The sequence below is a fragment of the Mucilaginibacter sp. GW822-FHT03E02 genome (assembly GCF_058801545.1).
This window is the reverse complement of the sequence record NZ_JBXANJ010000001.1, coordinates 4,355,684-4,378,267: the sequence shown is the minus strand read 5'-3', so window position 1 is coordinate 4,378,267 and position 22,584 is coordinate 4,355,684. Positions and strand designations below refer to the sequence as shown.

The 22,584-nt window shown below is 43.7% G+C and carries 22 protein-coding genes; 11 read left to right on the top strand and 11 right to left on the bottom strand.

Annotation, left to right across the window (positions count from 1 at the left end; genetic code table 11):
- Positions 1-45 precede the first annotated feature (45 nt).
- Positions 46-1,035, top strand: coding sequence for a hypothetical protein (locus AC1RM2_RS18225; protein ID WP_492986605.1), 990 nt, complete (start codon positions 46-48; stop codon positions 1,033-1,035).
- Positions 1,036-1,104: 69 nt separating this feature from the next.
- Here AC1RM2_RS18225 and AC1RM2_RS18220 read toward each other — a convergent pair whose 3' ends face one another.
- Together AC1RM2_RS18220 and AC1RM2_RS18215 are read right to left on the bottom strand one after the other, a co-directional pair.
- Positions 1,105-1,329 carry a DUF4287 domain-containing protein gene (locus tag AC1RM2_RS18220; RefSeq protein WP_492986604.1) on the bottom strand — a complete coding sequence of 75 codons (225 nt, stop codon included), beginning with the start codon at positions 1,327-1,329 and terminating at the stop codon, positions 1,105-1,107.
- A 58-nt stretch (positions 1,330-1,387) separates the two neighbouring features.
- On the bottom strand, positions 1,388-2,296 hold the full coding sequence (locus AC1RM2_RS18215) for a class I SAM-dependent methyltransferase (protein ID WP_492986603.1): 909 nt from the start codon (positions 2,294-2,296) through the stop codon (positions 1,388-1,390).
- A gap of 207 nt (positions 2,297-2,503) precedes the next feature.
- On the opposite strand from AC1RM2_RS18215, the gene AC1RM2_RS18210 reads away from it, so the two are divergent.
- The 3 genes from AC1RM2_RS18210 to AC1RM2_RS18200 all read left to right on the top strand — a co-directional run bounded on the left by AC1RM2_RS18210 (position 2,504) and on the right by AC1RM2_RS18200 (position 5,389).
- The gene (locus AC1RM2_RS18210) at positions 2,504-3,871 is read left to right on the top strand and encodes a hypothetical protein (protein ID WP_492986602.1); all 1,368 of its coding nucleotides are present in this window, start codon (positions 2,504-2,506) and stop codon (positions 3,869-3,871) included.
- A gap of 81 nt (positions 3,872-3,952) precedes the next feature.
- A complete protein-coding gene (locus tag AC1RM2_RS18205) occupies positions 3,953-4,975 on the top strand; it encodes a nucleoside hydrolase (RefSeq protein WP_492986601.1) in 1,023 nt (340 codons plus the stop codon).
- Between the two features lie 258 nt (positions 4,976-5,233).
- Positions 5,234-5,389: a lmo0937 family membrane protein gene (locus tag AC1RM2_RS18200; protein WP_143065492.1), complete on the top strand. Its 156-nt coding sequence runs from the start codon at positions 5,234-5,236 to the stop codon at positions 5,387-5,389.
- Positions 5,390-5,446: 57 nt separating this feature from the next.
- Here AC1RM2_RS18200 and AC1RM2_RS18195 read toward each other — a convergent pair whose 3' ends face one another.
- A complete protein-coding gene (locus tag AC1RM2_RS18195) occupies positions 5,447-6,214 on the bottom strand; it encodes an SDR family NAD(P)-dependent oxidoreductase (protein ID WP_492986600.1) in 768 nt (255 codons plus the stop codon).
- A 190-nt stretch (positions 6,215-6,404) separates the two neighbouring features.
- Here AC1RM2_RS18195 and AC1RM2_RS18190 point away from each other — a divergent pair, with 190 nt between their 5' ends.
- A complete protein-coding gene (locus tag AC1RM2_RS18190) occupies positions 6,405-7,967 on the top strand; it encodes a M20/M25/M40 family metallo-hydrolase (protein ID WP_492986599.1) in 1,563 nt (520 codons plus the stop codon).
- 142 nt (positions 7,968-8,109) lie between these two features.
- Here AC1RM2_RS18190 and AC1RM2_RS18185 read toward each other — a convergent pair whose 3' ends face one another.
- Positions 8,110-8,889 (bottom strand): GH12 family glycosyl hydrolase domain-containing protein, encoded by a 780-nt coding sequence (locus AC1RM2_RS18185; protein ID WP_492986598.1) that lies wholly within the window; start codon positions 8,887-8,889, stop codon positions 8,110-8,112.
- Between the two features lie 301 nt (positions 8,890-9,190).
- Here AC1RM2_RS18185 and AC1RM2_RS18180 point away from each other — a divergent pair, with 301 nt between their 5' ends.
- Entirely contained in the window at positions 9,191-9,679 is a 489-nt protein-coding gene (locus AC1RM2_RS18180; RefSeq protein ID WP_492986597.1) for a CAP domain-containing protein, read from the top strand.
- 12 nt (positions 9,680-9,691) lie between these two features.
- Here AC1RM2_RS18180 and hemH read toward each other — a convergent pair whose 3' ends face one another.
- The 3 genes from hemH to AC1RM2_RS18165 all read right to left on the bottom strand — a co-directional run bounded on the left by hemH (position 9,692) and on the right by AC1RM2_RS18165 (position 12,465).
- Positions 9,692-10,723 carry a ferrochelatase gene (gene hemH, locus AC1RM2_RS18175; protein WP_492986596.1) on the bottom strand — a complete coding sequence of 344 codons (1,032 nt, stop codon included), beginning with the start codon at positions 10,721-10,723 and terminating at the stop codon, positions 9,692-9,694.
- Between the two features lie 179 nt (positions 10,724-10,902).
- A complete protein-coding gene (locus AC1RM2_RS18170) occupies positions 10,903-11,583 on the bottom strand; it encodes a fatty acid desaturase (protein WP_492986595.1) in 681 nt (226 codons plus the stop codon).
- A gap of 30 nt (positions 11,584-11,613) precedes the next feature.
- Complete coding sequence (locus AC1RM2_RS18165) at positions 11,614-12,465, bottom strand: 4-hydroxy-3-methylbut-2-enyl diphosphate reductase (RefSeq protein ID WP_492986594.1); 852 nt, start codon at positions 12,463-12,465, stop codon at positions 11,614-11,616.
- Positions 12,466-13,156: 691 nt separating this feature from the next.
- On the opposite strand from AC1RM2_RS18165, the gene AC1RM2_RS18160 reads away from it, so the two are divergent.
- The 4 genes from AC1RM2_RS18160 to AC1RM2_RS18145 all read left to right on the top strand — a co-directional run bounded on the left by AC1RM2_RS18160 (position 13,157) and on the right by AC1RM2_RS18145 (position 16,552).
- On the top strand, positions 13,157-13,714 hold the full coding sequence (locus AC1RM2_RS18160) for an RNA polymerase sigma factor (protein WP_492988259.1): 558 nt from the start codon (positions 13,157-13,159) through the stop codon (positions 13,712-13,714).
- A 23-nt stretch (positions 13,715-13,737) separates the two neighbouring features.
- Positions 13,738-14,277, top strand: coding sequence for a hypothetical protein (locus tag AC1RM2_RS18155; protein ID WP_492986593.1), 540 nt, complete (start codon positions 13,738-13,740; stop codon positions 14,275-14,277).
- On the top strand, positions 14,258-15,697 hold the full coding sequence (locus tag AC1RM2_RS18150; protein WP_492986592.1) for a DUF4097 family beta strand repeat-containing protein: 1,440 nt from the start codon (positions 14,258-14,260) through the stop codon (positions 15,695-15,697). The genes AC1RM2_RS18155 and AC1RM2_RS18150 overlap by 20 nt, the downstream gene beginning before the upstream one ends.
- A gap of 84 nt (positions 15,698-15,781) precedes the next feature.
- Complete coding sequence (locus AC1RM2_RS18145) at positions 15,782-16,552, top strand: TerC family protein (RefSeq protein WP_492986591.1); 771 nt, start codon at positions 15,782-15,784, stop codon at positions 16,550-16,552.
- A gap of 193 nt (positions 16,553-16,745) precedes the next feature.
- Here the strand turns inward: AC1RM2_RS18145 and AC1RM2_RS18140 are convergent, their stop codons facing one another.
- Together AC1RM2_RS18140 and AC1RM2_RS18135 are read right to left on the bottom strand one after the other, a co-directional pair.
- Positions 16,746-17,342, bottom strand: a complete 597-nt coding sequence (locus tag AC1RM2_RS18140; protein WP_492986590.1) for a hypothetical protein — start codon at positions 17,340-17,342, stop codon at positions 16,746-16,748.
- Between the two features lie 299 nt (positions 17,343-17,641).
- On the bottom strand, positions 17,642-18,829 hold the full coding sequence (locus AC1RM2_RS18135) for a class I SAM-dependent rRNA methyltransferase (protein WP_492986589.1): 1,188 nt from the start codon (positions 18,827-18,829) through the stop codon (positions 17,642-17,644).
- Between the two features lie 295 nt (positions 18,830-19,124).
- Between AC1RM2_RS18135 and AC1RM2_RS18130 the strand changes: the two genes are divergently transcribed.
- The gene (locus tag AC1RM2_RS18130; RefSeq protein WP_477358615.1) at positions 19,125-19,973 is read left to right on the top strand and encodes a DUF2911 domain-containing protein; all 849 of its coding nucleotides are present in this window, start codon (positions 19,125-19,127) and stop codon (positions 19,971-19,973) included.
- 46 nt (positions 19,974-20,019) lie between these two features.
- On the opposite strand, the gene AC1RM2_RS18125 is transcribed toward AC1RM2_RS18130, so the two are convergent.
- The gene (locus tag AC1RM2_RS18125; RefSeq protein WP_492986588.1) at positions 20,020-21,729 is read right to left on the bottom strand and encodes a sodium:solute symporter family protein; all 1,710 of its coding nucleotides are present in this window, start codon (positions 21,727-21,729) and stop codon (positions 20,020-20,022) included.
- A 108-nt stretch (positions 21,730-21,837) separates the two neighbouring features.
- On the bottom strand, positions 21,838-22,029 hold the full coding sequence (locus tag AC1RM2_RS18120; RefSeq protein WP_147055220.1) for a hypothetical protein: 192 nt from the start codon (positions 22,027-22,029) through the stop codon (positions 21,838-21,840).
- Positions 22,030-22,584: the final 555 nt, after the last annotated feature.

Genomic DNA, 22,584 nt, shown 5'->3' with positions numbered 1-22,584 from the left:
ATTAAATTTTCAGTATTATCGTGACAGGAACCTTTTACAATTAAAATGAATAATATTAAACATCTTACAAAGATAACCGTCTTTTTACTTTTCATAACCGTATTGCAAAGCTGCGGCGGCCCTAACGGTCCGGGCATCTATAAAAACGAAAAAATAAGCTCAAGTGATCAAAGCCGCTTTCACGATTTGAACAACAAACTGTTTGCCGCGCTAAAAACCGATGACGAACCTCAGCTGGAGTATATCATGTCGCAGGATTTTATAGCTGTTACCAACAGGAAAAGAGTTGTTGAGCTGGTAAGCAATCGTTTTAAGGAAGATGATTACAAAATACTTGACGAGTACTATGTGGTTAACCGCTACATTCATGGCGATACCATTAAATCGGCCTTAACTGGTGGCAAATACACCGTTTACTGCCCCGGCGGCGTAAAGGAAATGTACATAGCCTTTTTTGTACCCAAACATATTGCCAACCAGTATATGATAACGGTACTTTATTGCAAATACGATTATGGCTGGAAGCTTAGCCAGCTGGAAACCAACGCCTTTGCCAAAAACGGAAAAAGCATGACAGCGCTTTTAGAAGATGCTAAGGCCGCATACACAAAAGGCTTCCTGGTAAACGCGCTGAATGACGGGGCGTCGGCTATCAATTGTTCACGCCCAAGCAGCCTCTGGAAATATGATAATGAAGCCGAAACCGGCGAGTTTTACAGCAACGTTTTAAACCAGGTATCTGCGAAGTATCGGGTTCCGTTGCCCATTAAAGGCGCGCCAACCCACCTTGAAATTATACGCATTTTTACCCAGGAAGATAGAGAAGGCACATTCCCGATGATATACTACCTAACCAATATCAAGCTAAGCGATACTACCGCTATCAAAAAAGAGAACGAAGTGATCAGGAAAGTGATAGATAAAACCATTCCCGGCATTGATAAGGATAATAAATATGTGCTGTATTCCGCGTTTAACGAATGGCCAACGGGCGTTAAAACCGTTGAGCATTTTGATATGAAGCAAAAAATGTAATTAAGCTTAAGGCTAAAAGCCAGATTGCAAAAAGAGGAGCTATTGAATATATAGTTCCTCTTTTTATTTTCATTCGCTATCCTCGTTCTTCATCCCTTTTAGCAAAGCATAAATCGCCATAGCATGGCCGTGACCAAGCTCAAAGTCTGCCTTTAGCCAGGCTACAATATCGCCTGCATTTGCTTTTAATTCGCCGTTTTGTGTGAAACCTTTTTCTTCGGCTATCACCCTGAAATCCGCGGGCCCTTTGCCCGTTTTGGTTTTGATGGTTTTTAAATATCCCTGGAATGACATGGTTATTTAGTATTGGTTTATCGGGATAAATATAAAAAAAGCTATTGATGGGGCCGCATTAAGAAGCTTTGTTGGTAACCTCAACCAAATACGTCAATCCGGTTTCATCAACCTGTAGTTTCACTGCATGGTTTTCCAGGCCGCTATCAGCCAGCAGGCGGTAAATATCCTGTTCGGTGCGTTCAATCAGGATCCAGTCTGATAGGTATTCCATGTAAATGCGATAGGGGTTATGGTGCTTCATGTTGGTGAAAAATATCTTTCCACCTGCGGTCAGGTTTTGTTTTAAGGAAGATAAAATCCTTACTATTGCTTTATCGCTCAAGTAATCAAATACGCCACCAATAATAATCAGATCATACTCCTGCTTAAGTGTACGGGCAATTTTATAGATGTTTCCATGAATGGCGCTTACATTATACTTAATTGCTTCGAGGTTTTGCATCGAACAGACCAGCGCGTCCTTATCTGCATCAACAATAGTAACATCAATTTGTGTGCCTTTTATCAGATCGACGTTTAAGCGGATATCTTCAGACGTGCCACAACCTATAGATATAATACTTGCCAACGGATTGCCCGCTACAACTTTTTTTATCAATTCCGATTGGTATTGCACTTTGTGAATATGCTGTTTGCAGATATCGGATGTTAAAAAGAAATCTTCCAGCAGGTGGCCTGTGGTGCCCGGAACGGCTTTATTTTCACCGGAGATAAGGTGCCCGATGGCCTCAAAATCGCCCTGGTACCCCCTGCGCCATTGCTGTGCCTTATTTACAAACGGCGAAGTAGCGGCAACGTTCCGGATGTTGGGGATCAGGTTGATAATATCTTCACGCTGTGTGCTTATTTCCAGGTCGTTCACCAGCTCTTTAAAATATTGGAAAAACAATTTAAGCGATTTGCAATCAATAGTGGCCGCGGCGGCTACATTAGTATCCAGTTTTTTTAATTGCGCTACAGACATATGGGGTGTTTAATTATAGTGCAAGGTAGGCTGGGCGGGGTTAATTATGATAGTGGGTTTTACGTGATTTGGCGACCAAACATATCGTATTTGTACGGAATTTTCGCCGTCATACATCATTGACCATTGTTGCTGGTAAATACTTATTGAATTGATTAAAACCCAGGTAAAGTTTAACTTTGCTTCAGCATAACTCTACCACGCCATATGTCGAAAAATAAAAAAGGGAAAGTAGTTCCATTAAAGCCGGTTCAGCTAAGTGCCGAAAAATATATAAAAACACAGGCGCGCCTGTTACCCATTGCCGAATGCATTATAAACGAAGATTGGGAAACCGCCGGGATAGCCAATATCCTTGTTGCCAGAAAGCACAAAAACGGCAATTTAACTGTCGGGCTATTTTTGGTTGATATGTATTGCCTTGGCCCTAAGGATGTGCTATATGAGTTTAACCTGAATCCCGAAGAATATGATACCTGGAAAGGTAAATTAGTTGGCGGCGTAATGTGCGATTATGTTTTAGCGCACAATATTATTTATGGCGCCGTTGCCTATGCCGAAGACTATGGCTTTAAACCGCATAAGGACTTTGAAATTGCCCAATATATTTTAGAAGAGGACAGCGAGGATATAGAACTGGTAGAAATAAAGTTTGGTATGAATGGCATGCCCTGTTTTGTGCCCGGCCCTTATGACTCCGACCACAAGATTCAAACCATCATCAATACACTTAACCGCACCGCGGGCTACGGCAACTATACATTTTTGGGCGATGGCGATGATTGGGACAATTTTGACGACGAGGATTGGGATGATGACGACGAAGATGATGATGGTGACGACGATTTTGACGAAATACAGGCAGGCATAAATGAACTGTTGCTGGATGGTTATGAAAAAATAAGTGCGGTATACGACGAAGTTTTACGAACAGACAACGCCAGGGAAGCGCTTAAACAACCTTTTATTGGCTTAAAATATCGCCTTAGTGACGATCCCAAAGAAACAGCCTATATGAAATTTGACAGTGCAGCGGAAGAAAACGAATACTTCCGCCTGCTAAACCTGGCATCGGTTGATCATGAATATGACCGGGTAATAACGGGCGTACGAAAAGCCATTGCTAAATATTCCGGTTCGGCGCCATGGTATATGCTATGGCATTCAACGCTCCAAGCCGACAGACAGCATGATGAGAGCTATAGGATAGCCGAAGTGATGTATACTGCGTTTCCCGATTATTTGCCCGCCAAAGTGAGCTATGCCAATATGCTTATTGATACCGAAGAACCGGAAGGCGTACTTGCTGTGTTTAACGGCCAGCCAGACCTGGGATATATTTATCCCGAACGAAAGGTATTTAACCTCACCGAAGCTGCAAATTACTATGCCTGCATGTGCCGCTATTTTATAGCGGTTGATAATATCGACTCGGCCGATATGTATATGGAAGCCATCATCAAAAATGACCTGACCGATCAATTCGGTATCCAGGTGGCTATACGCGAGCTTTGCAAAGCAAAAATGGAAAAGCTTGGCATCTTAACAGATAACGAAACCGCCGACGATGAATAGGCGGCGTTAAATGATTTCAGGCCCGGTTATTTGAAGGTAAAAGCATTATATTGCCGTTACCAATTAACAACCCTAAAAATCATGATCAAACGTGTTATCCTCGCCTGCATGGTGCTTGCTTTTATTATTCCATGTGTTGCTATCGCGCAGGCAACAGCAGCTAATAAGCCGGTTTCGCCACGGATACGGGTGATAATGGATAACGATTTTAGCGGCGACCCGGATGGCTTATTTGCGCTTACGCATTTAATGTTGTCGCAATCAGTAGATATTAGGGGCATTATAGGTTCGCATCTAAAAGTCGGTGATGGTTTTGATCCGTCAAAAACCCAGGCTGACAATGCCGCCAAAAAAGCGGCAGAGCTACTAACCATCCTGAAAATGAGCGGACGGGTACCTGTGGTTGCCGGCTCAAACACCGGGATGCTGAGCGATGCCACCCCGGTTAAAAGCGCCGCGGTTGATATGATTATTAAAGAAGCTTTGCGTACCGATACGCAATTGCCGCTATATGTAGTCTGTGGCGCCGGGCTTACCGAAATAGCATCTGCGGTTTTAACCAACCCTGCAATTGCCGGCAAGCTCACCCTAATATGGATAGGCGGCCCTGAATATGCCGACCTTGCCTTACCGCCGCCAGGCTATTCCAATCCCGAATACAACTTAAATATTGATATTGCCGCAGCCCGTGCAGTTTTCAACCATTCCCAATTGAAGTTGTGGCAGGTGCCACGCAATGCATACCGTCAGGCCTTGCTGCCGTACTCGCAATTGCAGCTAAAAATTAAGCCGTATGGCGAGGCCGGTAAATATCTGGCCAACGTGATAGAAAGCCTGATGGCACGCATTCAGCAATGGCACCTGAATATTGGCGAAACATATGTTTTAGGCGATAGCCCGCTGGTGTTGCTTACCGCCTTACAATCATCGTTTGAGGCCGATCCATCAAGCAGCGAATATGTGTTGAAGAACTGCCCGGTGATAAACGCGCAGGGCGGCTATGATTACAACGCAGGCGGCCGCAACATCAGGGTGTATACCCGCCTGGATATCAACCTGATGTTTAATGATTTTTTTGCCAAACTGGAGTTGAATGCTAAATGATCTCTTTGGAATATTAAGTGCCTATAGGCTAATAAATTACAAATAAACCTTCAGCGTAAAATGCCCATTTCGTATTAATTAACACCGTGAATTGTATAGAATAATAAGCTATTTACCTTGTTTTAAGTACAGAAAACAGCAGCTGAAAGCGTTGTTTCAAGTGCTTTTAAGGTAGAAAATATAATTGGTATTTAAATTGTAAATGATTTAATACATCATTTGAAAAACAATTTTTATAAACAATTAAAAAAAACTATCATGAATTCATTACTGTATATTATTGCTGTTATCCTGATCATAGGATGGGCAATTGGAGCGTTTGTTTACTCTGTAGGTAGTTTAATCCACATCCTGTTGGTTATTGCTATTATAGCCTTAATACTCGGCTTTTTACGCAGGGACACAGCAATATAATCTGCTGTTCTAAATAAAATTCAACCCCGGCCTGTTTTGCATACCGGGGTTATTTTTTTAACTCCTTAGGTACGATGCGCCGTTAATGTCAATAATACTGCCGCTACTAAACTCCATGCCTTCAGATGCGCAAATGGCTGCCAGCCGGGCTACCTCTTCTGCTCTGGCCACGCGGCCAAAAGGGCTTTGGTTTTTTATTGCCCGGCCGGGCGGGCCGTTCAAAATTTCGGCAGTCATATCTGTTTCAGTAAACCCCGGCGCTATAACATGTATGCTTACACCCTTTGGCGCCAATGCAATAGCCAATGATTGGCTCAGCGAGTTTAACCCTGCCTTACTTGCACCATAGGCAGGGCAATCGGGCTCGCCACGGAAGGCCCCGCGCGAGGAAATGTTCACTATTTTACCGCCACCCTGCTCCGCCATCTGCCGGCCGGCAAAGTAACACAGGTTGGCAACGCCCACCAGGTTAACATCAATGGTTTGTTTCCACATGGCCAGCCAGTGGGTATAGTCGGCATCCATGATCTTGTGCTCCAGGAAAACGCCTGCGTTATTCACTAACACATCAATACCGTTATGCTTTGCTATAAAAGCCTTCATAAAGGTTTCAACCGCTGTGGCATCCTGTATTTCCAGTTGCCAGGCGCTGTGCCCGGTTCCTGGCAACTTGGCAAGTGTTTCTTCGGCCGCCTGTTGGTTGTTTAAGTAGGTAATAGTAACCTGCGCACCCGAAGCCGCGAATAACTGCGCGCATGCCCGCCCTATACCGCGCGAGCCGCCGGTGATTAAAACCCTTTTGTTTGTAAAATCAAATGTCATCATACTCCTGTTGGTGGTGGATAAAACAAATAACGGAAAGCTTGGCCATAAAATCCGTCAAAATTTCATTTTACAACGCGGTTCTGCCCAAAACACGTTATCCCTGTCAGTTTTTCACATTCCCGGTACATAATTTATTCCGGCATTCATATCTCCCAAAAAAAATTCTACTTTTAACTATCACAGCCACATTATGAAATACGTAAGCTTTAAAATACCATTGGCCCTTGGCCTGTTTGCTTGCACCGCCACCTACGCACAGCAGGAAACTATTGACACCGCAGCCTTCCGTAAAATCAGGAATGCCGAGCTTAACAGTTCGCAAATTCCGCAAATTGCCCATTACCTTACCGATGTATCCGGGCCGAGGCTCACCAATTCGCCGGGTTACAAGCGGGCTGCTACCTGGGCTGTTGAAACCATGAAAAAATGGGGCTTAACCAATGCCAAAATGGAGCCCTGGGGCGAATTTGGCAAGCAGTGGGAAGTGCAGGATTTCAGCATATCAATGCGTGCGCCTTATGTGCAATCTGTGCGGGCATATCCAGGCCCGTGGAGCGCTAATACCAAAGGACTACAGCAGGGGCAGGTTATACTGCTTACACCTGCAAACGCCATGGATACCGTTTACCTGGCCAGCCATGCGGCCGATTTTAAGGACAAATTTGTACTGGTAACCGGCGGTGCCGCAACCAGTGCCGAAAGATTTGAACCATCGGCAACACGATTGGCAGATACGGCCCTGGCCAATCTTAAAGATGCCTACATGATTGATAAACCGACGATAGCGACGTATAAAGGCTACTTCAAAATTTTTGCGAAGGTTGATGAATTGCTTAAATCATCAGGTGCGCTGGCCTATATTACTACGGGCAGCAATAACCATAACGGCACCGTGGTTGTGCAGGCCTATGGAGGCTATAAAACAACAGTGGCCGAAACCGTACCCAAAGTAACCATGTCAGCCGAAGACGGGCAAAAAATAAAAAGGCTCATCCTATCCGGTCACAAAGTAGAATTGGCCTTAAATATCAGCGGCAACCTCACAACCGACGACACCAAAGGCTACAATGTGGTTGCCGAAATTCCCGGCACCGACGCCAAACTGAAACCGCAGCTGGTAATGCTTGGCGGCCATCTTGATTCATGGCAGGCGGCCACCGGAGCTACTGATAATGCCGCCGGCTGCATCGTGATGATGGAAGCCGTACGCTTGCTGGATTCATTGGGCCTAAAGCCTAAACGTACCATCCGTATAGCGCTTTGGAGCGGCGAAGAGCAGGGCCTGTTAGGGTCTTTCAATTATGTAAAAAAACATTTTATAGATGGGACAACATTCGCCCTAAAACCCGAACAGGCAAAAGTATCAGCCTATTTTAACCTCGATAACGGCACCGGTAAAATAAGGGGCATCTACGCCCAAAACAACCAGGCTGTAAAACCCATATTTGCCGAATGGTTTAAACCCTTTGCAGACCTGGGCGCCCAAACCGTAACCATGAGTAATACCGGCTCAACAGACCACCTCAGTTTCGATTGGGCAGGCATCCCCGGCTTTCAGTTTGTGCAGGACCCCATTGATTACGAAACCCGCACCCACCACAGCAACCTGGACGATTACGACCACCTGATAATTGACGACCTTAAACAGGCCGCCATTATTGTAGCCTCGTTTGTATACCAAACTGCCACCCGCCCCGATATGCTGCCCCGCAAACCGCTGGTAAAGGAAAAGTTTGTGTTTGATGGTTTTTAGGAATGACAAAACCATCGCAGCGCGATGATTTCTCATAGGAGTTTTCGAATATTGAGCGCTGTGCAGCAAACCCCTTATACAACAACACAGCCTTTAATCAATCAAAGGCTGTGTTGTGTTGGTAAATATCCTGTAACGCTTATCAATTATAGGAAACAGAATAGCTGTTACAGGTAAAGTTTAAACCGCCCCCGTTGGTTCCGTAAGATGAGGTGATCTCGAAACCAAACTGCACGTTGCCCAGTGTAATATTGCCAAACCAACCCTTGTTTTTTATCCATGTTTGAATAGCCTTAACATCAACAGTTGCAGACGAAATGTTGCTTGTACGTAAAAACGAGTAAACGTTGTTTGATCCATTGTTTCCCCTGAATACATTCCAGGTATGGCCACCTACGCTAACGTTGGTATATACGGGTACTGCCGCGCCGCTGGCATTGTAATTATACGATATAGGTTTAACATTGCCGCTGCCATTGGGGCTACCGGTGTAGTTTAACCAAAGCATGGTTTCGTTTTGGTTGCTGCTATCCCATATATCATAGGTGGCTTCCCAGGCGCCGCTTGATGGAACAGTAAAGTTGGCACTGCTTGTACATGAGTTTAAACTGCTTAAAGCTATACCCACATATTTTGTGGAGTTGGGGTATGATTTTATTCCACCAGTATTAGGGTGGTTGGCCCAAACGCCCCAATTGCTATAGGAGTTTGCCCAAATATTTTGCGCGCCCGCCCCCGAACCCCAAACATCGTTATACACGGTGTAGCCCCCGTTTGACCATGACCCATAGGCTGCACTTGACGACCAGTTTGCTTTTACCTGTGCATCAGTAGTAGCAGGCAAATTAGCATTGTCTTTTTTACAGCCCAGGGCCATACCCGAAACAGCCAGTAACAGCATTACTTGTTTTTTGGTTTTCATAATTTTTGGTTTTTGTGGTTTATATTGATTTTGTTGATACGCGTAATAGCAAGGAGCTTTTTAATAGGCCCCGGCAAAAAAATCGCTAAAGCCCGGCAGGTTATCGCTTAGCAGTTGTTTAACAATTGGTTAAGCCAAAACTATAAAACAAAGCAATTGCCGTTGTGGATACTTAGGGGTATAAATGTCAACCATAGCTATTTTCGCTACAGTTAAAAAATATTTGTTATACTTTTATTGCTGTTCTGCAGATTAAAACATCGGCAGCGCTATCAGAAAACCAGAAAAATCAGGAAATAAAATGGCAAAGCGTGTTTTTTATAGTTGGCAGTTTTTATTCGGGTACCTGCTTTTTGCCGGTGTTGCAGCCTGTAAAAAGGAAAACGCGATAATAGTAGGGCGCGTGGAATTATCGATGCTCGATTCTGTAAATAAATTACGTGCTACCGGCTGTACCTGCGGCACCGATTTTATGCCCCCGGCAAAAAAACTAACGTGGAATAACATCCTGGCTACCGCCGCGCAAGGCCATGCGCTTGATATGAATAACAATAACTACTTCGATCATATTTCGCCCTCAGGTACCTCGCCCATACAACGGGCAATAGCTGCGGGATACACAGGCCAGTACGTTGGCGAAAACATTGCCAAAGGATACACTACCATTGGCCAGGTAATGCAGGCCTGGAAAAAGAGCGACGACCACTGCAAAGCCATAATGGATACGCTTTATGTAGAAATGGGAGCTTACAGTTATAACGGCTACTGGGTACAGGAATTTGGCCGGTGATTATCAATAACCTCAGGCCGAAATATGGTTATCCCTCACCATTTTTTCCAGCGCCGAAATCCACGTTGGCGAATCGTTCAGGCTTTCAACAAGCTGTACCCGTTCGCCGCCAAGGGCTTTAAATTCGTCGCCATACTCGGTGGTTACTTCGTAAACGGTTTCCAGGCAGTCGGCCACAAAGGCAGGGCAAAATACCAGCAGGCTTTTTTTGCCGGCTTTGGCCATGTTGGCTACAATTTCGCTGGTGTAAGGCTGTACCCACGGATCGTTACCCAAGCGGGATTGAAAGCAAACTGTATACTTCTCTTTGGGAATGTTCAATTTATCAGCAATCAGCTTAGCTGTATTATAGGATTGTGCCGAATAACAAAATTTGTTGGCATCGGTAATGGTTTCGCAGCATTTATCAACCTTTAAACAGTGCTTGTGGGTATGGTCGGCTTTAATCAATTGCCTTTGCGGCAGGCCATGAAAACTGAAAAGCACATGATCAAATTTTTCGGGATCGTATTTGGCACCGTTTTCGGCAAATGTAGCAATCATCAGTTCGTTATCATGAAACGAGTTCACAAACGATATGGTTGGTTTGGTGGGCCATTGCATCAGCAACTCCATCACCTTATCATAAACGGAGCCGGTACTGGCCGATGCATATTGCGGAAAAAGGGCTATCACCTGTATATCATCAACCAACGCATCCTTCAACCTGTTCAAAGCCGATTCGATAGTCGGGTTTTGGTAGCGCATGGCCAGTTCAACAATATACTCATCGCCCAGACGCTGTTTTAAAGCCTCCTGTTGTAAAATGCTATAGTGCATTAGTGGCGACCCGGTAGTGTCGCTCCAGATAGCACGGTATAGTTTGGCAGATTTTGGTGCACGGAACGGAACAATTAACCCGCGCACCAATAAGGTACGCAGCACAGGGTTAATATCAATAACCCGCGGATCCATCAAAAACTCATTGAGGTAGGTACGCACATCGGCTGTCGACGCGCTGTTTGGGGTACCTAAATTGATTAATAAAACACCTTTTTTGCCCATAATTTTCAGTGTGCGAAATTAATAATTTTTGGCCCCCTAACCCCCTAAAGGGGGAACTTTTTGATGTGCAGATGACAAATTTCAGATGTGCAGATTACTGATTGATAAAGTATTGATTAACAATATTTTATTCATCTGCATATTTACACATCTAAAATCTGCACATCTGCGCTCCCCCTTCAGGGGGCCGGGGGGCTTCGCCACATCATCCACCACGGTGTTCCCGGCGAATGGTGGTGCTCATAATGATATCCAAAAAAGTAGCAGCTAAAAAATGCCAGTACGTGGTTTTTCTTTTGGCTTCGGGCAAAGTATATATTATCATGCTCGCCTTTGTGGGGTTGGTAAGTGCCGAAATAAAACAACTGTAAAGTACTAAGCAGCGATGGCGCTACCCAAAACAACAGCAGGTTTTGCTGGAGGACCCAGATTTTTAATACGTTGAATAAAGCCGCCATTATTACAATTTGCCATATAGAAAGGTAATTGCGGATAAACCTTACATACCAGCTCCAGAAACCGCCGTTGTGGTAATCAGGGTCGTGAGCGGTATGAACATGGCTGTGGTGTAAATGATGTTTGGTGTATAACTGCGGATACCAGAATGACGCATATAAAAAAGTGCACAGGTATCCAACGAAGTTATTGACACTACGGTTGGGCGATATGGTGCCGTGCATAGCATCATGTGCGGTGATAAACAAGCCGGTATATAAATGCATTTGTACCAGAACCAGGAGATAAACCAGCGGATTGGCAAAACTAAAATGCCATTGCATTAATAAAATAATGGAAGTTACCCAGCAACCTATTACCACCAGGGCAACCAGAAAACCAATATTGGAGGGGCTTTTTTGCATGTGGGTTATACAACAGCAAAAAGCGTGCAGTTAAATACTTTCAATGGCTTCCTTTACCTGCTGCATCAGCCACATGGGGGTTGATGTGGCGCCGGCAATGCCCACGGTATCATTTGGCGAAAACATAGATGGCTCCAATTCGGCCGTCGACGAAATGAAATAGGTATTAGCGTTATGCTTGCGGCAAACCTCAAACAGCACCTTGCCGTTTGATGATTTTCTTCCGGATACAAACACAATTTTATCAAAACGGGTAGCAAATTTAGGCAAATCCTTATCCCGGTTTGATACCTGGCGGCAAATGGTATCATTGGCTTTCAGGTTATACCCGCGGGCTATCAACTCATCCTTTACGTTGTAAAACTTCTCCATGCTTTTGGTGGTCTGGCTGTACAGCGTAATGTTTTGCGGCAGCTCCATATTGTCCAGTTCGGCAATATCCTGGAAAACCAGGGCTTCGTTATTAGTTTGCCCCTGCAGGCCAACAACCTCGGCATGCCCATGCTTGCCAAATATCAGGATCTTCTCGTTTGAATCGTACGATGTTTTAATCCGGTTTTGCAGCTTTAGCACTACCGGGCATGAGGCATCTATCAGGGTTATGTTATTCTCTAACGCGGTGCGGTAGGTGTCGGGCGCTTCACCATGGGCCCGGATAAGTACTTTCTCGTTATGCAGGTTTTTCAGTTCGGCGTGCTCAATAATGCGCAGGCCTTGTGCTTTCAGGCGTTCAACTTCCTCGTCGTTGTGCACAATGTCGCCCAGGCAGTACAGGTAGCCATCTTCGGCCAGTATCTCTTCGGCCATATCAATGGCATAAACCACCCCAAAGCAAAAGCCCGAATCCTGATCAATAGTAACCTTTAAATTGTACGCTCCCATGGTGTTGCAAATATACCTATGATTTTGTTGATTATTTAACAGGATTGTAAAGATTAGGTTTGATGGTGTTATGACGAATTTTATGGTTAACCGTTTTTACCTATTTTATTGGTATGGTTTAGATTTACCCCTCAACCATAAGGAGGGTTCGGAGCCGAACCCAGCAGTTTAAAAAGGGAAGATTCCCGATTTTTCAAATTGCTTTTTCCGAGTTTTTTGTGAAAAAAATATTCTTTTGGCTTTTGTGTTAATAAATGTACTTTTTGTTACAATAAATAGCGTATTTATTGCTGAAAAATTTAAGTTAATTACATTATTTTTACCCTATTTATGCATAAATAAAGGGTGGTTTTTTAATATAAAAGGAAGCGTGTAAATTTGTACTGCTTACCTCAAATAAAAATGGTTTCTACGTTGTTTTTGAAAGCATCGCATTTGTAAAATCCGCGTTAATTTGTGTGAATTATTATCTGTCCATTTCGACGCCCCACACTACACATCATAGGTCCGGTTTGATTGACAGGATTGCGTTTCAAATTAAATTGCATAATACACGTTCGGATAAAACTGTAGCTAATAATAAAATTAGCTGCACATTTAAAATTTGAAATTCGTACATCAATAAATTATTTCCCCGTTCCGTGCAACGTTGTAAAATAGCTTGCGTCTATTAATCTGAAGCTTAATGCAATTGGAAGCAATATTTATAGATAAACATTATAGCCTGGTGCTGGAGTGCAAACAGGGGAGCAAAAAAGCTTCTTATGAGCTATACCGCCTGTATGCCAAAGCGATGTTGAACGTTGCCTTTAGGATAGTGGGCAATATTGGCGAGGCCGAGGATGTTTTGCAGGAAGCGTTCCTTGATGCTTTTAACAAGCTGAAGGATTTTAGACAGGAAACCACCTTTGGGCTTTGGCTCAAACAAATAGTGGTAAACCGGTCTATAAATTTGCTCCGTAAACGAAAGCTGGAGCTTATTGAAATAGAAGGTGATCATCTGGAAAACATTCCGGATGAGGAACCTGAAGATGAGGACGACGTGCAATACCAGGTAGCCTTGGTTAAAGAGACTATGAAACAATTACCGGATGGTTACCGGCTTGTATTATCCCTTTACCTGCTGGAAGGTTATGACCACGAAGAAATTGGACAAATATTGAATATATCAGAAAACACCTCAAGAACGCAGTTTTTGAGAGCTAAAAGAAAACTAATGGAAATTTTAAAAGGAAGAGGAAAAGTGTAATGAGCAAGCGATTTGAAGATTTCATGAAAAATAATCACGACGAATTTGACGAGATTGAGCCATCGGCAGATCTGTGGAGTAAAATAGAGGCGCGTTTAGATACGCTGGATGCGCCAAAAAAGCGCGAAGCCAAAACCTTTTCGCTCACATTCGTGCTAAAAATGGCCGCATCCATCATCGTGGTGATGGGTATCGGTTTCGGGGCATATATCCAAAGCCAGAAAGGCGCAAAAGGCGTTGATCTTGCTGCCATTAACCCCGAGTATGCCAAACAACAGGTGCATTATGCATCATTGGTAAAAACACAGCTTAACCAGCTTAAAACAGCATCAAAAGGCGACCCGCAGTTGTTTAAAGAGTTTACTGCCGAGATTGCCAAAATGGATTCGACCTATAAAAAACTAAATAGCGACTTGGCCACAAGCCCTAACCAGGAACGTGTTTTACGTGCAATGATCCGGAACTTGCAAATACAAACCGATGTGCTTAGTCAGCAATTAAATGTAATAGAGCAGTATAACGAGACTAATAAAGATCAAAAAGATGAAATCAAAAATATTTAAACCTTTCCTGTTTACGCTGATGGTTTTATTAACCATAGGCAACATTGGCTTTGCACAACAAAAGCTCGCAAAACCGGCTAAGCCTGCAAAACCGGCCGTGGTGCCCAAGGCAGCCCAAACGGCTGATGATGACGATGACGATTCGGACATGGATTCGAAGGATTACCAGCAAAAAATGAAAGATCTGCAGGCCAAAATGCATGATCTGCAGGTAAAAATGAACTCGCTTAGCAGGCAAAAGTTCAACAAAACCATGAAGCAGAATATGAAGCATTTTAGCAAAAGCTTTAAGGGGTATGATAAAACTTTCAAGTTTGATAGCTTAAAAGGTTTTGCCTATAAGTTTAACGACAGCATGTTAAACTTCGCTTATAAATTTGATACCCATATAGCCCCGATGATCGCATTTGGCTTTAAAGATTTTGATAAAAACTTCAACTTTAACTACAGTGTAGATGGCGATGATGATACCAAAGTACAAACCGGAGATGAAGTTGTAAAAACCAAAAGCTACAGTAAAAGCTACAGTGTAGATGGCAACGACGTAATTAACATTGATAACAAATTTGGCAAGGTGACGGTAAACACCTGGGCTAAAAACGAGGTAAAGGTAGATGTGCAGATAAAGGTAACCACCAACGATGCCGATAAAGCGCAAAAAATGCTGGATAACGTAAACATCCAGGATAGTAAGGATGGAAACGGGGTTTATTTTAAAACCTCGATAAACTCCAATAACGACAACAATGGCTCATGGGGCGGCTTATTCAGGAGTGGTAACTCGGTACGGTCAATGGAAATAAACTATACGGTTTACATGCCTGCCAAAAACCCCCTCACCATCAGCAATAAGTACGGTGCTACCGATCTGCCCGATCTTGGCGGCAAACTCATCATCAGTAACTCATACGGCAGTCTGGTAGCTAAAGCACTAAGCAACAATGGCAACCAGATAAGGGTAAAATACGGCAACGCCACCATTGGAAACTTAACCGGCAGCGATCTTGATGTAGCTTACGGCAGCTTAAGCCTGGGCGATTGCGATAAGCTGAATGCCAACCTAAGCTACAGTTCGGCAAAAATTGGCCGTATTAAAACATCGGGTACCATCAATGTTAAGTTTGGCGGCGGTATCAGTATTGAAGATGTAGACAAAAACCTGAAAGACCTTTCGGTACGTTCGTCATATTCCAGTATAAAACTGGGCCTGGGCGATAACCAAAGCGCCGATTTTGATGTAACGGTGCGTTACGGCAGCTTTAATTATGGCAACCACGATGTAAGCCTTACCAGCAAAAGCCCCGCCGATGGCGAGCGCGGCTTTAACCCTACCAAAAACTATAAAGGTCATTTTGGCAAAGGGGGGACCGATAAAACCATCACCATCAATTCAACCTTCGGAAGTGTAAACTTTGATTAAGCGATAAATTCATTCTTTTACGCAAGCCCTTGCCCTAAAAAGCAGGGGTTTTGTTATTTTTGGGCTTAACCACATCGCGCACCAATGGATTTATCAATATTTGCCCAGGCCGAAACCTGGATCTCCCTGTTTACACTTACCGTTTTAGAGATTGTTTTGGGTATAGATAACATCGTGTTCATCTCGATATTATCAGATAAACTGCCCGCAAAACAACAAAGCAAAGGCCGCCGGGTTGGTTTAGGTATGGCCATGATTACGAGGATATTGTTGTTACTATCCATTAGCTGGGTGATGACGCTTACCGCACCCTTGTTTAACCTGAGCCATTTGTTTAACGTTACCGATCCTGATTGGGCCGAAAAACTTGCTATATCCGGCCGCGATCTGATCCTGATCATCGGCGGCCTGTTCCTGATCTATAAAAGTACCGCCGAAATTCACCATAAAATTGAAGGCGAAGAAGAAAACAGCGAGAAAGTAAAGCCGCAGGGTTTTATAGCCACCATTATCCAGATCATGCTGCTGGACATTGTGTTCTCATTAGATTCGGTGATTACTGCCGTAGGTATGGCCAGCCATGTCGAAATCATGATACTTGCTGTTATCATAGCCGTTGGCATCATGATGTGGGCATCAAACAGTGTATCGGGCTTTGTAAACAACCACCCTACGGTTAAAATGCTGGCGCTATCTTTTTTACTGCTGATAGGCGTATCGCTGTTAGCCGAGGCTTTTGAACAGCATATCCCCAAAGGTTACATTTACTTCGCGATGGCGTTCTCAGTTTTGGTGGAGTTATTGAATTTAAAAATGAAGGGGAACAGGACAAAAGACAAAAAGACAAAAGAGTAAGGACGGATTTGACAAAGACTGCGCATATGTTTCCTTCTTTGACTTCCTGTGATCCAGAATGGCGGACTTTATATCGAGCTTTTAAGTTCTTCCGAAGGAGACGCAGAAGCATATACAAACCAGCATTGCAATAAAACTGGTTCTTGTCCTTTTCACTCCCCTTTTTGATCCATCGCCTCAATAAAACGAGATGTTAATTGATAACTATATTTGTAAATTTATAATCGTCGGGCAGGTCTTTAAAATTGTTTTTCTTTAATAGCAAAGGCTTTTTCTTGTCGATGATGGTAACCGTAAAAATACTAAAAATAGATTTGTATCTTAAAGTACCATCAAAGGCAGCACCTTTTGTTTCGCTGGTTTTACTACTGCTTTCAATTTTGGCATTGTCAATATCTTCGGTCACCATATCAACTTCTTTTTCATCGCTGTTAGCCTTGGTTTCCATTTTTATTGAATTCTCAGAATGGCTGACATACATCAGGGCCGGAATCCGTTGATCAATCAGAATATAACATGACGAATCATCTTTGGGTACTTTTCTAATCCATAACCCTTTGTTCACGGCAGGCAACGAGTCCACAATATCAAACTTAATTTTGTCGGTTATCAATTCCTTCCCGTTCAAATTAAACTTAAGCGGGCCGATTTCATTACTCCCTTTTTTTGTGGCCTCGATATTGGCAAATAAATGCTGGTGCCCCTGATAAACGGGGTCATTATACGAAGTAATATTCAACTTGGATGATATCGGCTTAAAAACTGTAGCGCTCAGAGAGTCGGCATCCATAGAAATTGTAAAACTCTCGCCAACGCGCGGTTGCGGCGTTGAAATTTGAAGCTTAATATTTTGCGAAAAACAAAAGGCAGGTAATAAAAAGGCCATTATAGCTAAAGTAGTTTTCAGCTGTTTTCTTCCGTTAGGTTGGTGCCTTGTTAAGTGAGGGTTAGGTTGATTATTTATCATACCCAAATATAAGAGGAATAAATAAATATTGCCGATATATACAATGCCCGATCCATCGCTAATACCCTGCTATTTGATATTGAAAACGTCTTAAATCCTGGCTCTCAATTCTTGCTTCTTCTTTAAAAAACCCTGCACAACAGCCCCTTCAAATACTCCCCCTCAGGGAATGAAGCCCTTACCGGGTGGTCTTCCGGCTGATGAAACTGGTATATGAATTGCACCTGTTTGCCGGCATCTAAAGCAGCCCAGGCTATTACCTGCTTAAAGGTTTCCATATCCATAGCGCCCGAGCAGGAGTAAGTGGCCAACAGGCCGCCTTCGTTCAGCAACAGCATACCCAACCGGTTCAGGTCTTTGTAAGCACGTGAAGCCCTTGTTAAAGCTGAGCGCGATGGTGCGTATTTAGGCGGATCGAGCACAATAACATCAAACTTTTCGCCATCGTCCCTGAATTTACGGAGCTGGGTATTTACATCGGATTTGATGGCGGTATGTTTATCAGCATCCAATTTATTAAGCAGGATGTTTTCCTTTAACGTTTCAATGGCCAGGGCCGAGCTATCTACACTGGTTACGGATGAAGCGCCGTTTTTAAGGCTGTTTAGGGTAAAGCCGCCGGTATAGCAAAAGCAATCCAGTACTTTTTTGTTTTTGGCATAAGTGGCAACCACGTGGCGGTTATCACGCTGATCGCAATAAAAACCGGATTTTTGGCCTTCGGTGATATTGATGCCGTAAACCACATTATTTTCCAGCACCTCTACTATTTCGGGTGGCGGGTTGCCGGCTAATACTTTATTCTCGGTTTCGCCCATGCCCTCATGCGCCCGGGATGCTGCATCGCTTTTATCCGAGATACTTTCGGGGTTCAGCAGCTTTTGCAATTCGTCAATAATTACCGGCATCATCCGTTCCATACCCGATGTAAGTACCTGCACCGCCAAATGCCCGGCGTACTTATCAACTATAAGCCCCGGCAGGTAATCCGATTCGCTAAAAACCAGGCGGCAGGTATTGGTACCGTTTTCCAGTACATTGGCGCGGCTTTTAACTGCCGTTGCCAATTTGCTGCGAAACCAGTCGTCGTTAATTTCAGCGGCCTCATCCCATTCCAACAAACGTAAAGCAACCCTCGATTGATCGTTATAAAAACCATAGGCCATAAATTCGCCTTTGGCATTAAGCAGGCGTACCACATCGCCATTGGCGGGCTTACCCTTTACTTTATCAATAGCCCCCGAAAATACCCAGGGATGCCTTTGTACAACAGCTTTCTCTTTGCCTTTACTTAAAACAACGTCAATCATGGGTGCAAAGGTAATAAATTAGTGAGTTGTTGATTGAGTTTGATTAGGTTGGATTAAGTTGAGTAAGAGCAGTAGTTGCCTGGTCTATCGGTTCTCCAAAAATAAACCTCCTGCCTATCTATCCAACCCAATCAATTCAAGCTAACCTAATCAACTCAATCCAACCCATCCAACCCAATCAACTTAATCCAACCTAATCAACCACTCATCCCATTAAACCATTCCCTTTTTTATTACTCCAATACAATATTTTCCAATTAAAAACATTTGGTATCTTAGTATCCGAAACATAAACATGAGAAAAATTTACCTATTGGTAGCTACCGTGCTATTGGCATGTTGTAGCTATAAAAGCTATGCCCAGGTGCCCCGCATTCCTGAGGCCAGTTCTACGCAAACCATTATCCAGGATTTTGGCCTGGGTAAAGTAACGGTTACTTACTCGCGCCCAAATGTTAAAGACCGTAAAATTTTTGGCGGCATCATTCCCTGGGGCGAAGTTTGGCGCACTGGTGCCAATGCAGCCACTGTAATTACCTTTTCTGAAAAAGTTTTAATTGAAGGCAATAGTGTACCCGCAGGCAGTTATTCGCTTTTCAGCATCCCCGAAAAAAATGAGTGGACTATTATATTAAACAAAGTAGTTAAACAATGGGGCGCCTACAGCTATAAACAATCAGAAGATTTTTTACGCTTTACCGTGAAACCTATGCGCGTAAGCGAAAAACGCGAAACCTTTACTATGGCTTTTGCCAACTCAACCACCAAGTTTTCTGACCTGTACCTGGTTTGGGACCATACTTCGGTTATGATTCATTTACAAACAGACGATGATGCCAAAATAACTGCCAATATTGATGAGCTGATGAAAGGCGACCGGAAGCCGTACTATTTCAACGCTATCCAATATTACTACGAAAACAACAAAGATGTTGATAAAGCTTTAGGCTGGGTTTACGAGGCCGAAAAAATTGAGCCTAAAGGCCCCTGGTATAAACTATGGGAATCGCGTTTGCTATTACGCAAAGGCGATAAAGCAGGCGCGATTGCTGCCGCCGAAGCGGGTATAGCGCTATCTAAAGCCAGTAAAGACGATGAATACGAACGTTTAAATAAAGAAGCGCTGGATCACGCGAAGGATTAAGAGCCTCACCCAACCCTCTCCAAAGGAGAGGGCTTTAAATAGCACGTTAAAGGCCTGGTTTTATAACCGGGCTTTTTTGTGACACCAACCTGTTCAACACCAGCCCCAAAATCATTACCAGGAAACAACCTATCGGGTTAAGCCACAGGTAGGCTACCGTTTTAGTTAAGCCTAAATATATAATGGTAGCTTCGCTTATAATAGCGGCAATAAATACAGCATTGCCGTTTATGCGTTTCATATAAAAGGCTACCACAAATACGCCCAGCACGGTACCATATATGTATGAACCCAACTGGTTTACCGCCTCGAGCAGGTTGCCCAGCTTGCTGGCATATAAGGCCATAATTACACACACTACACCCCAAAATACCGTTGCCAGGCGCGAAGCATTCAGGTAATTTTGGTCGGATGCATCCTTGTTTATGGTGCGTTTATAAATATCAACCACCGTTGTAGATGCCAGCGAATTTAACGCACTGGCTGTTGAACCCATGGACGCCAGGAATATGATGGCTATCAATAGCCCCACCAATCCGCGCGGCAGGTATTGCTTTACAAAGGTGAGAAACACATAGTTGGTATCGTTATCATCGGCGCCTGCGTTGCTTTTCTTCATCACATCAATGGCTTGCTTCCTGATGTCTTTGGCTTGCTTATCGGCATTTTTAAGAGCGGCCTGGGCTTGGCTTACCTGGCTGGCATCTTTACTGTCAAAAGCCTTAATCAGATCGTTGGTTTTGGCTTTTCGCTGTTCAAAGGCCAGGGTATATTGCTGGTCAAGCTGGTTGTATGCCGCGGCGTAGCTGCCTTTACGCACATTATCCACCTCGTAATTATTAAAAAACATGGGCGGCCGGTTAAACTGGTAAAAGGCAAATACCAACACGCCAATCAGCAGGATCAAAAACTGCATCGGGATTTTGATCAGCCCGTTCATAATCAACCCCAGGCGGCTTTGCCCAATAGAGCTACCAGTTAAGTAGCGGCCAACCTGGCTTTGGTCGGTACCAAAGTACGATAGTTGTAAAAAGAAGCCCCCTATAAGCCCGCTCCATACATTGTAGCGGTTGTCCCAGTCAAACTTCCAGTCAATAACGTTCATGCGGCCAAGTTTGCCCGCCATTTTTAGGGCATGCGTAAAACCAACACCTTTGGGCAGCAGGCTAACTACTAAAACCCCGGCCAAAAACATCCCCGCGAAAATGATGCTCATTTGCAGCAGCTGCGTGTATGATACTGCTTTACTGCCACCATAAACGGTATAAAATATCACCAGGCCGCCAATAAAAAGGGTGGTATAAACTGTATTGATGTTTAATATGGTTGATAATATAATAGCTGGCGCATAAATAGCCACCCCGGTTGATAAACTCCTCAATACCAGGAACAAGAATGATGTAAGCGCCCTTGTCTTCAAATCAAAACGCTGTTCCAGGAATTCGTATGCTGTATAAACCTTCAGCCGGCTAAACATGGGTACAAACGTAACGCACAGCACAATCATGGCCAGCGGAAGCCCAAAGTAGAACTGCACAAAACGCATCCCATCAGCATAGGCCTGGCCCGGTGCCGATAGAAAGGTAATTGCGCTGGCCTGCGTAGCCATAACCGAAAAACCAACATGATACCAGGGCAACGAGCGGTTGCCCATTAAAAACTGGTCGATATTTTTATTGGTGCCGCTTTTCCAGATGCCGTAGGCAACTATACCAAAAAGGGTGAGGGCTAAAACAATCCAGTCGGGTAAGCTCATTCAAAATATTTTGTAATGAGCCAAAATACAAAAACTAAAAAAACCAGCCATGCGGCTACTATGCCGTAAAACTGGTTCCAATTACTTATAAATGATGGTAAATCCGGATCAGATTTTTTCGCCACGACCCCTAACCAAAACATTCAGGAAGAAAGCGGCAGTTAATAAGCCCAATACACCACCAACAACAATCCAGGTTAAACCTTTATCAATTATTGCACCTACAAATGCACCCGATACAAGCGCTACCAGGTAGTATATATAATCTAAATTTTCTTTTACTTCTTCTTGGTGTTTCATATTTGTTGTTTTGTAACCCCGCAAAAATAGGTGATTAATTGAATTTTAGCAACAGTTTATTTTGATAGACATTAACATATCAAAGCAAAATAAAAAAAGTTGAAGAACCTACCAATATTTGCCTCTATTCCGTATTCAAAAAGTCTTACTACCTGATACTTATTACTTACTACTAAAGTGGGCGTTGCCTGCGGCCCGGGTCATCCGCTCATACTGCACAGGCCTTAAGCTCTTGGCCGGTATCCGCTACTCCCCCTAACGCAAATCGTGGAAAGTTATTTGATAACAGTGTCCCTTCAGGCATTTCCGGCTTCTATCTGCAACACACACATCGTATTCGAAAAGGCGATCTGTGAAGACACAGATCACGGAAAAAAACTGTTGCGTTGCGCAACAGGTGAAACAGTAAAAAACACCATATACCTAACAATCAGCAAATTACAAATTGTCATAAAATATAAACCGCAACAAAACCGAAACAGCAGGCAAAAAGATGCATGCCGGCTTCTATCTACCCTGCTAATCAAAAGCTCCCCCTTCAGGGGGCTGGGGGGC

Excerpts from the sequence above, each read along its gene's own strand:
- AC1RM2_RS18180 (WP_492986597.1), top strand. The coding sequence starts at position 9,191 with ATGGCAAAGCGTGTTTTTTATAGTTGGCAGTTTTTATTCGGGTACCTG.
- AC1RM2_RS18190 (WP_492986599.1), top strand. The coding sequence starts at position 6,405 with ATGAAATACGTAAGCTTTAAAATACCATTGGCCCTTGGCCTGTTTGCT.
- AC1RM2_RS18170 (WP_492986595.1), bottom strand. The coding sequence starts at position 11,583 with ATGCAAAAAAGCCCCTCCAATATTGGTTTTCTGGTTGCCCTGGTGGTA.
- AC1RM2_RS18140 (WP_492986590.1), bottom strand. The coding sequence starts at position 17,342 with ATGGATGCCGACTCTCTGAGCGCTACAGTTTTTAAGCCGATATCATCC.
- AC1RM2_RS18225 (WP_492986605.1), top strand. The coding sequence starts at position 46 with ATGAATAATATTAAACATCTTACAAAGATAACCGTCTTTTTACTTTTC.
- AC1RM2_RS18200 (WP_143065492.1), top strand. The coding sequence starts at position 5,234 with ATGAATTCATTACTGTATATTATTGCTGTTATCCTGATCATAGGATGG.
- hemH (WP_492986596.1), bottom strand. The coding sequence starts at position 10,723 with ATGGGCAAAAAAGGTGTTTTATTAATCAATTTAGGTACCCCAAACAGC.
- AC1RM2_RS18155 (WP_492986593.1), top strand. The coding sequence starts at position 13,738 with ATGAAAAATAATCACGACGAATTTGACGAGATTGAGCCATCGGCAGAT.
- AC1RM2_RS18210 (WP_492986602.1), top strand. The coding sequence starts at position 2,504 with ATGTCGAAAAATAAAAAAGGGAAAGTAGTTCCATTAAAGCCGGTTCAG.
- AC1RM2_RS18220 (WP_492986604.1), bottom strand. The coding sequence starts at position 1,329 with ATGTCATTCCAGGGATATTTAAAAACCATCAAAACCAAAACGGGCAAA.
- AC1RM2_RS18165 (WP_492986594.1), bottom strand. The coding sequence starts at position 12,465 with ATGGGAGCGTACAATTTAAAGGTTACTATTGATCAGGATTCGGGCTTT.
- AC1RM2_RS18185 (WP_492986598.1), bottom strand. The coding sequence starts at position 8,889 with ATGAAAACCAAAAAACAAGTAATGCTGTTACTGGCTGTTTCGGGTATG.
- AC1RM2_RS18205 (WP_492986601.1), top strand. The coding sequence starts at position 3,953 with ATGATCAAACGTGTTATCCTCGCCTGCATGGTGCTTGCTTTTATTATT.
- AC1RM2_RS18145 (WP_492986591.1), top strand. The coding sequence starts at position 15,782 with ATGGATTTATCAATATTTGCCCAGGCCGAAACCTGGATCTCCCTGTTT.
- AC1RM2_RS18135 (WP_492986589.1), bottom strand. The coding sequence starts at position 18,829 with ATGATTGACGTTGTTTTAAGTAAAGGCAAAGAGAAAGCTGTTGTACAA.
- AC1RM2_RS18195 (WP_492986600.1), bottom strand. The coding sequence starts at position 6,214 with ATGATGACATTTGATTTTACAAACAAAAGGGTTTTAATCACCGGCGGC.
- AC1RM2_RS18150 (WP_492986592.1), top strand. The coding sequence starts at position 14,258 with ATGAAATCAAAAATATTTAAACCTTTCCTGTTTACGCTGATGGTTTTA.
- AC1RM2_RS18130 (WP_477358615.1), top strand. The coding sequence starts at position 19,125 with ATGAGAAAAATTTACCTATTGGTAGCTACCGTGCTATTGGCATGTTGT.
- AC1RM2_RS18120 (WP_147055220.1), bottom strand. The coding sequence starts at position 22,029 with ATGAAACACCAAGAAGAAGTAAAAGAAAATTTAGATTATATATACTAC.
- AC1RM2_RS18125 (WP_492986588.1), bottom strand. The coding sequence starts at position 21,729 with ATGAGCTTACCCGACTGGATTGTTTTAGCCCTCACCCTTTTTGGTATA.
- AC1RM2_RS18215 (WP_492986603.1), bottom strand. The coding sequence starts at position 2,296 with ATGTCTGTAGCGCAATTAAAAAAACTGGATACTAATGTAGCCGCCGCG.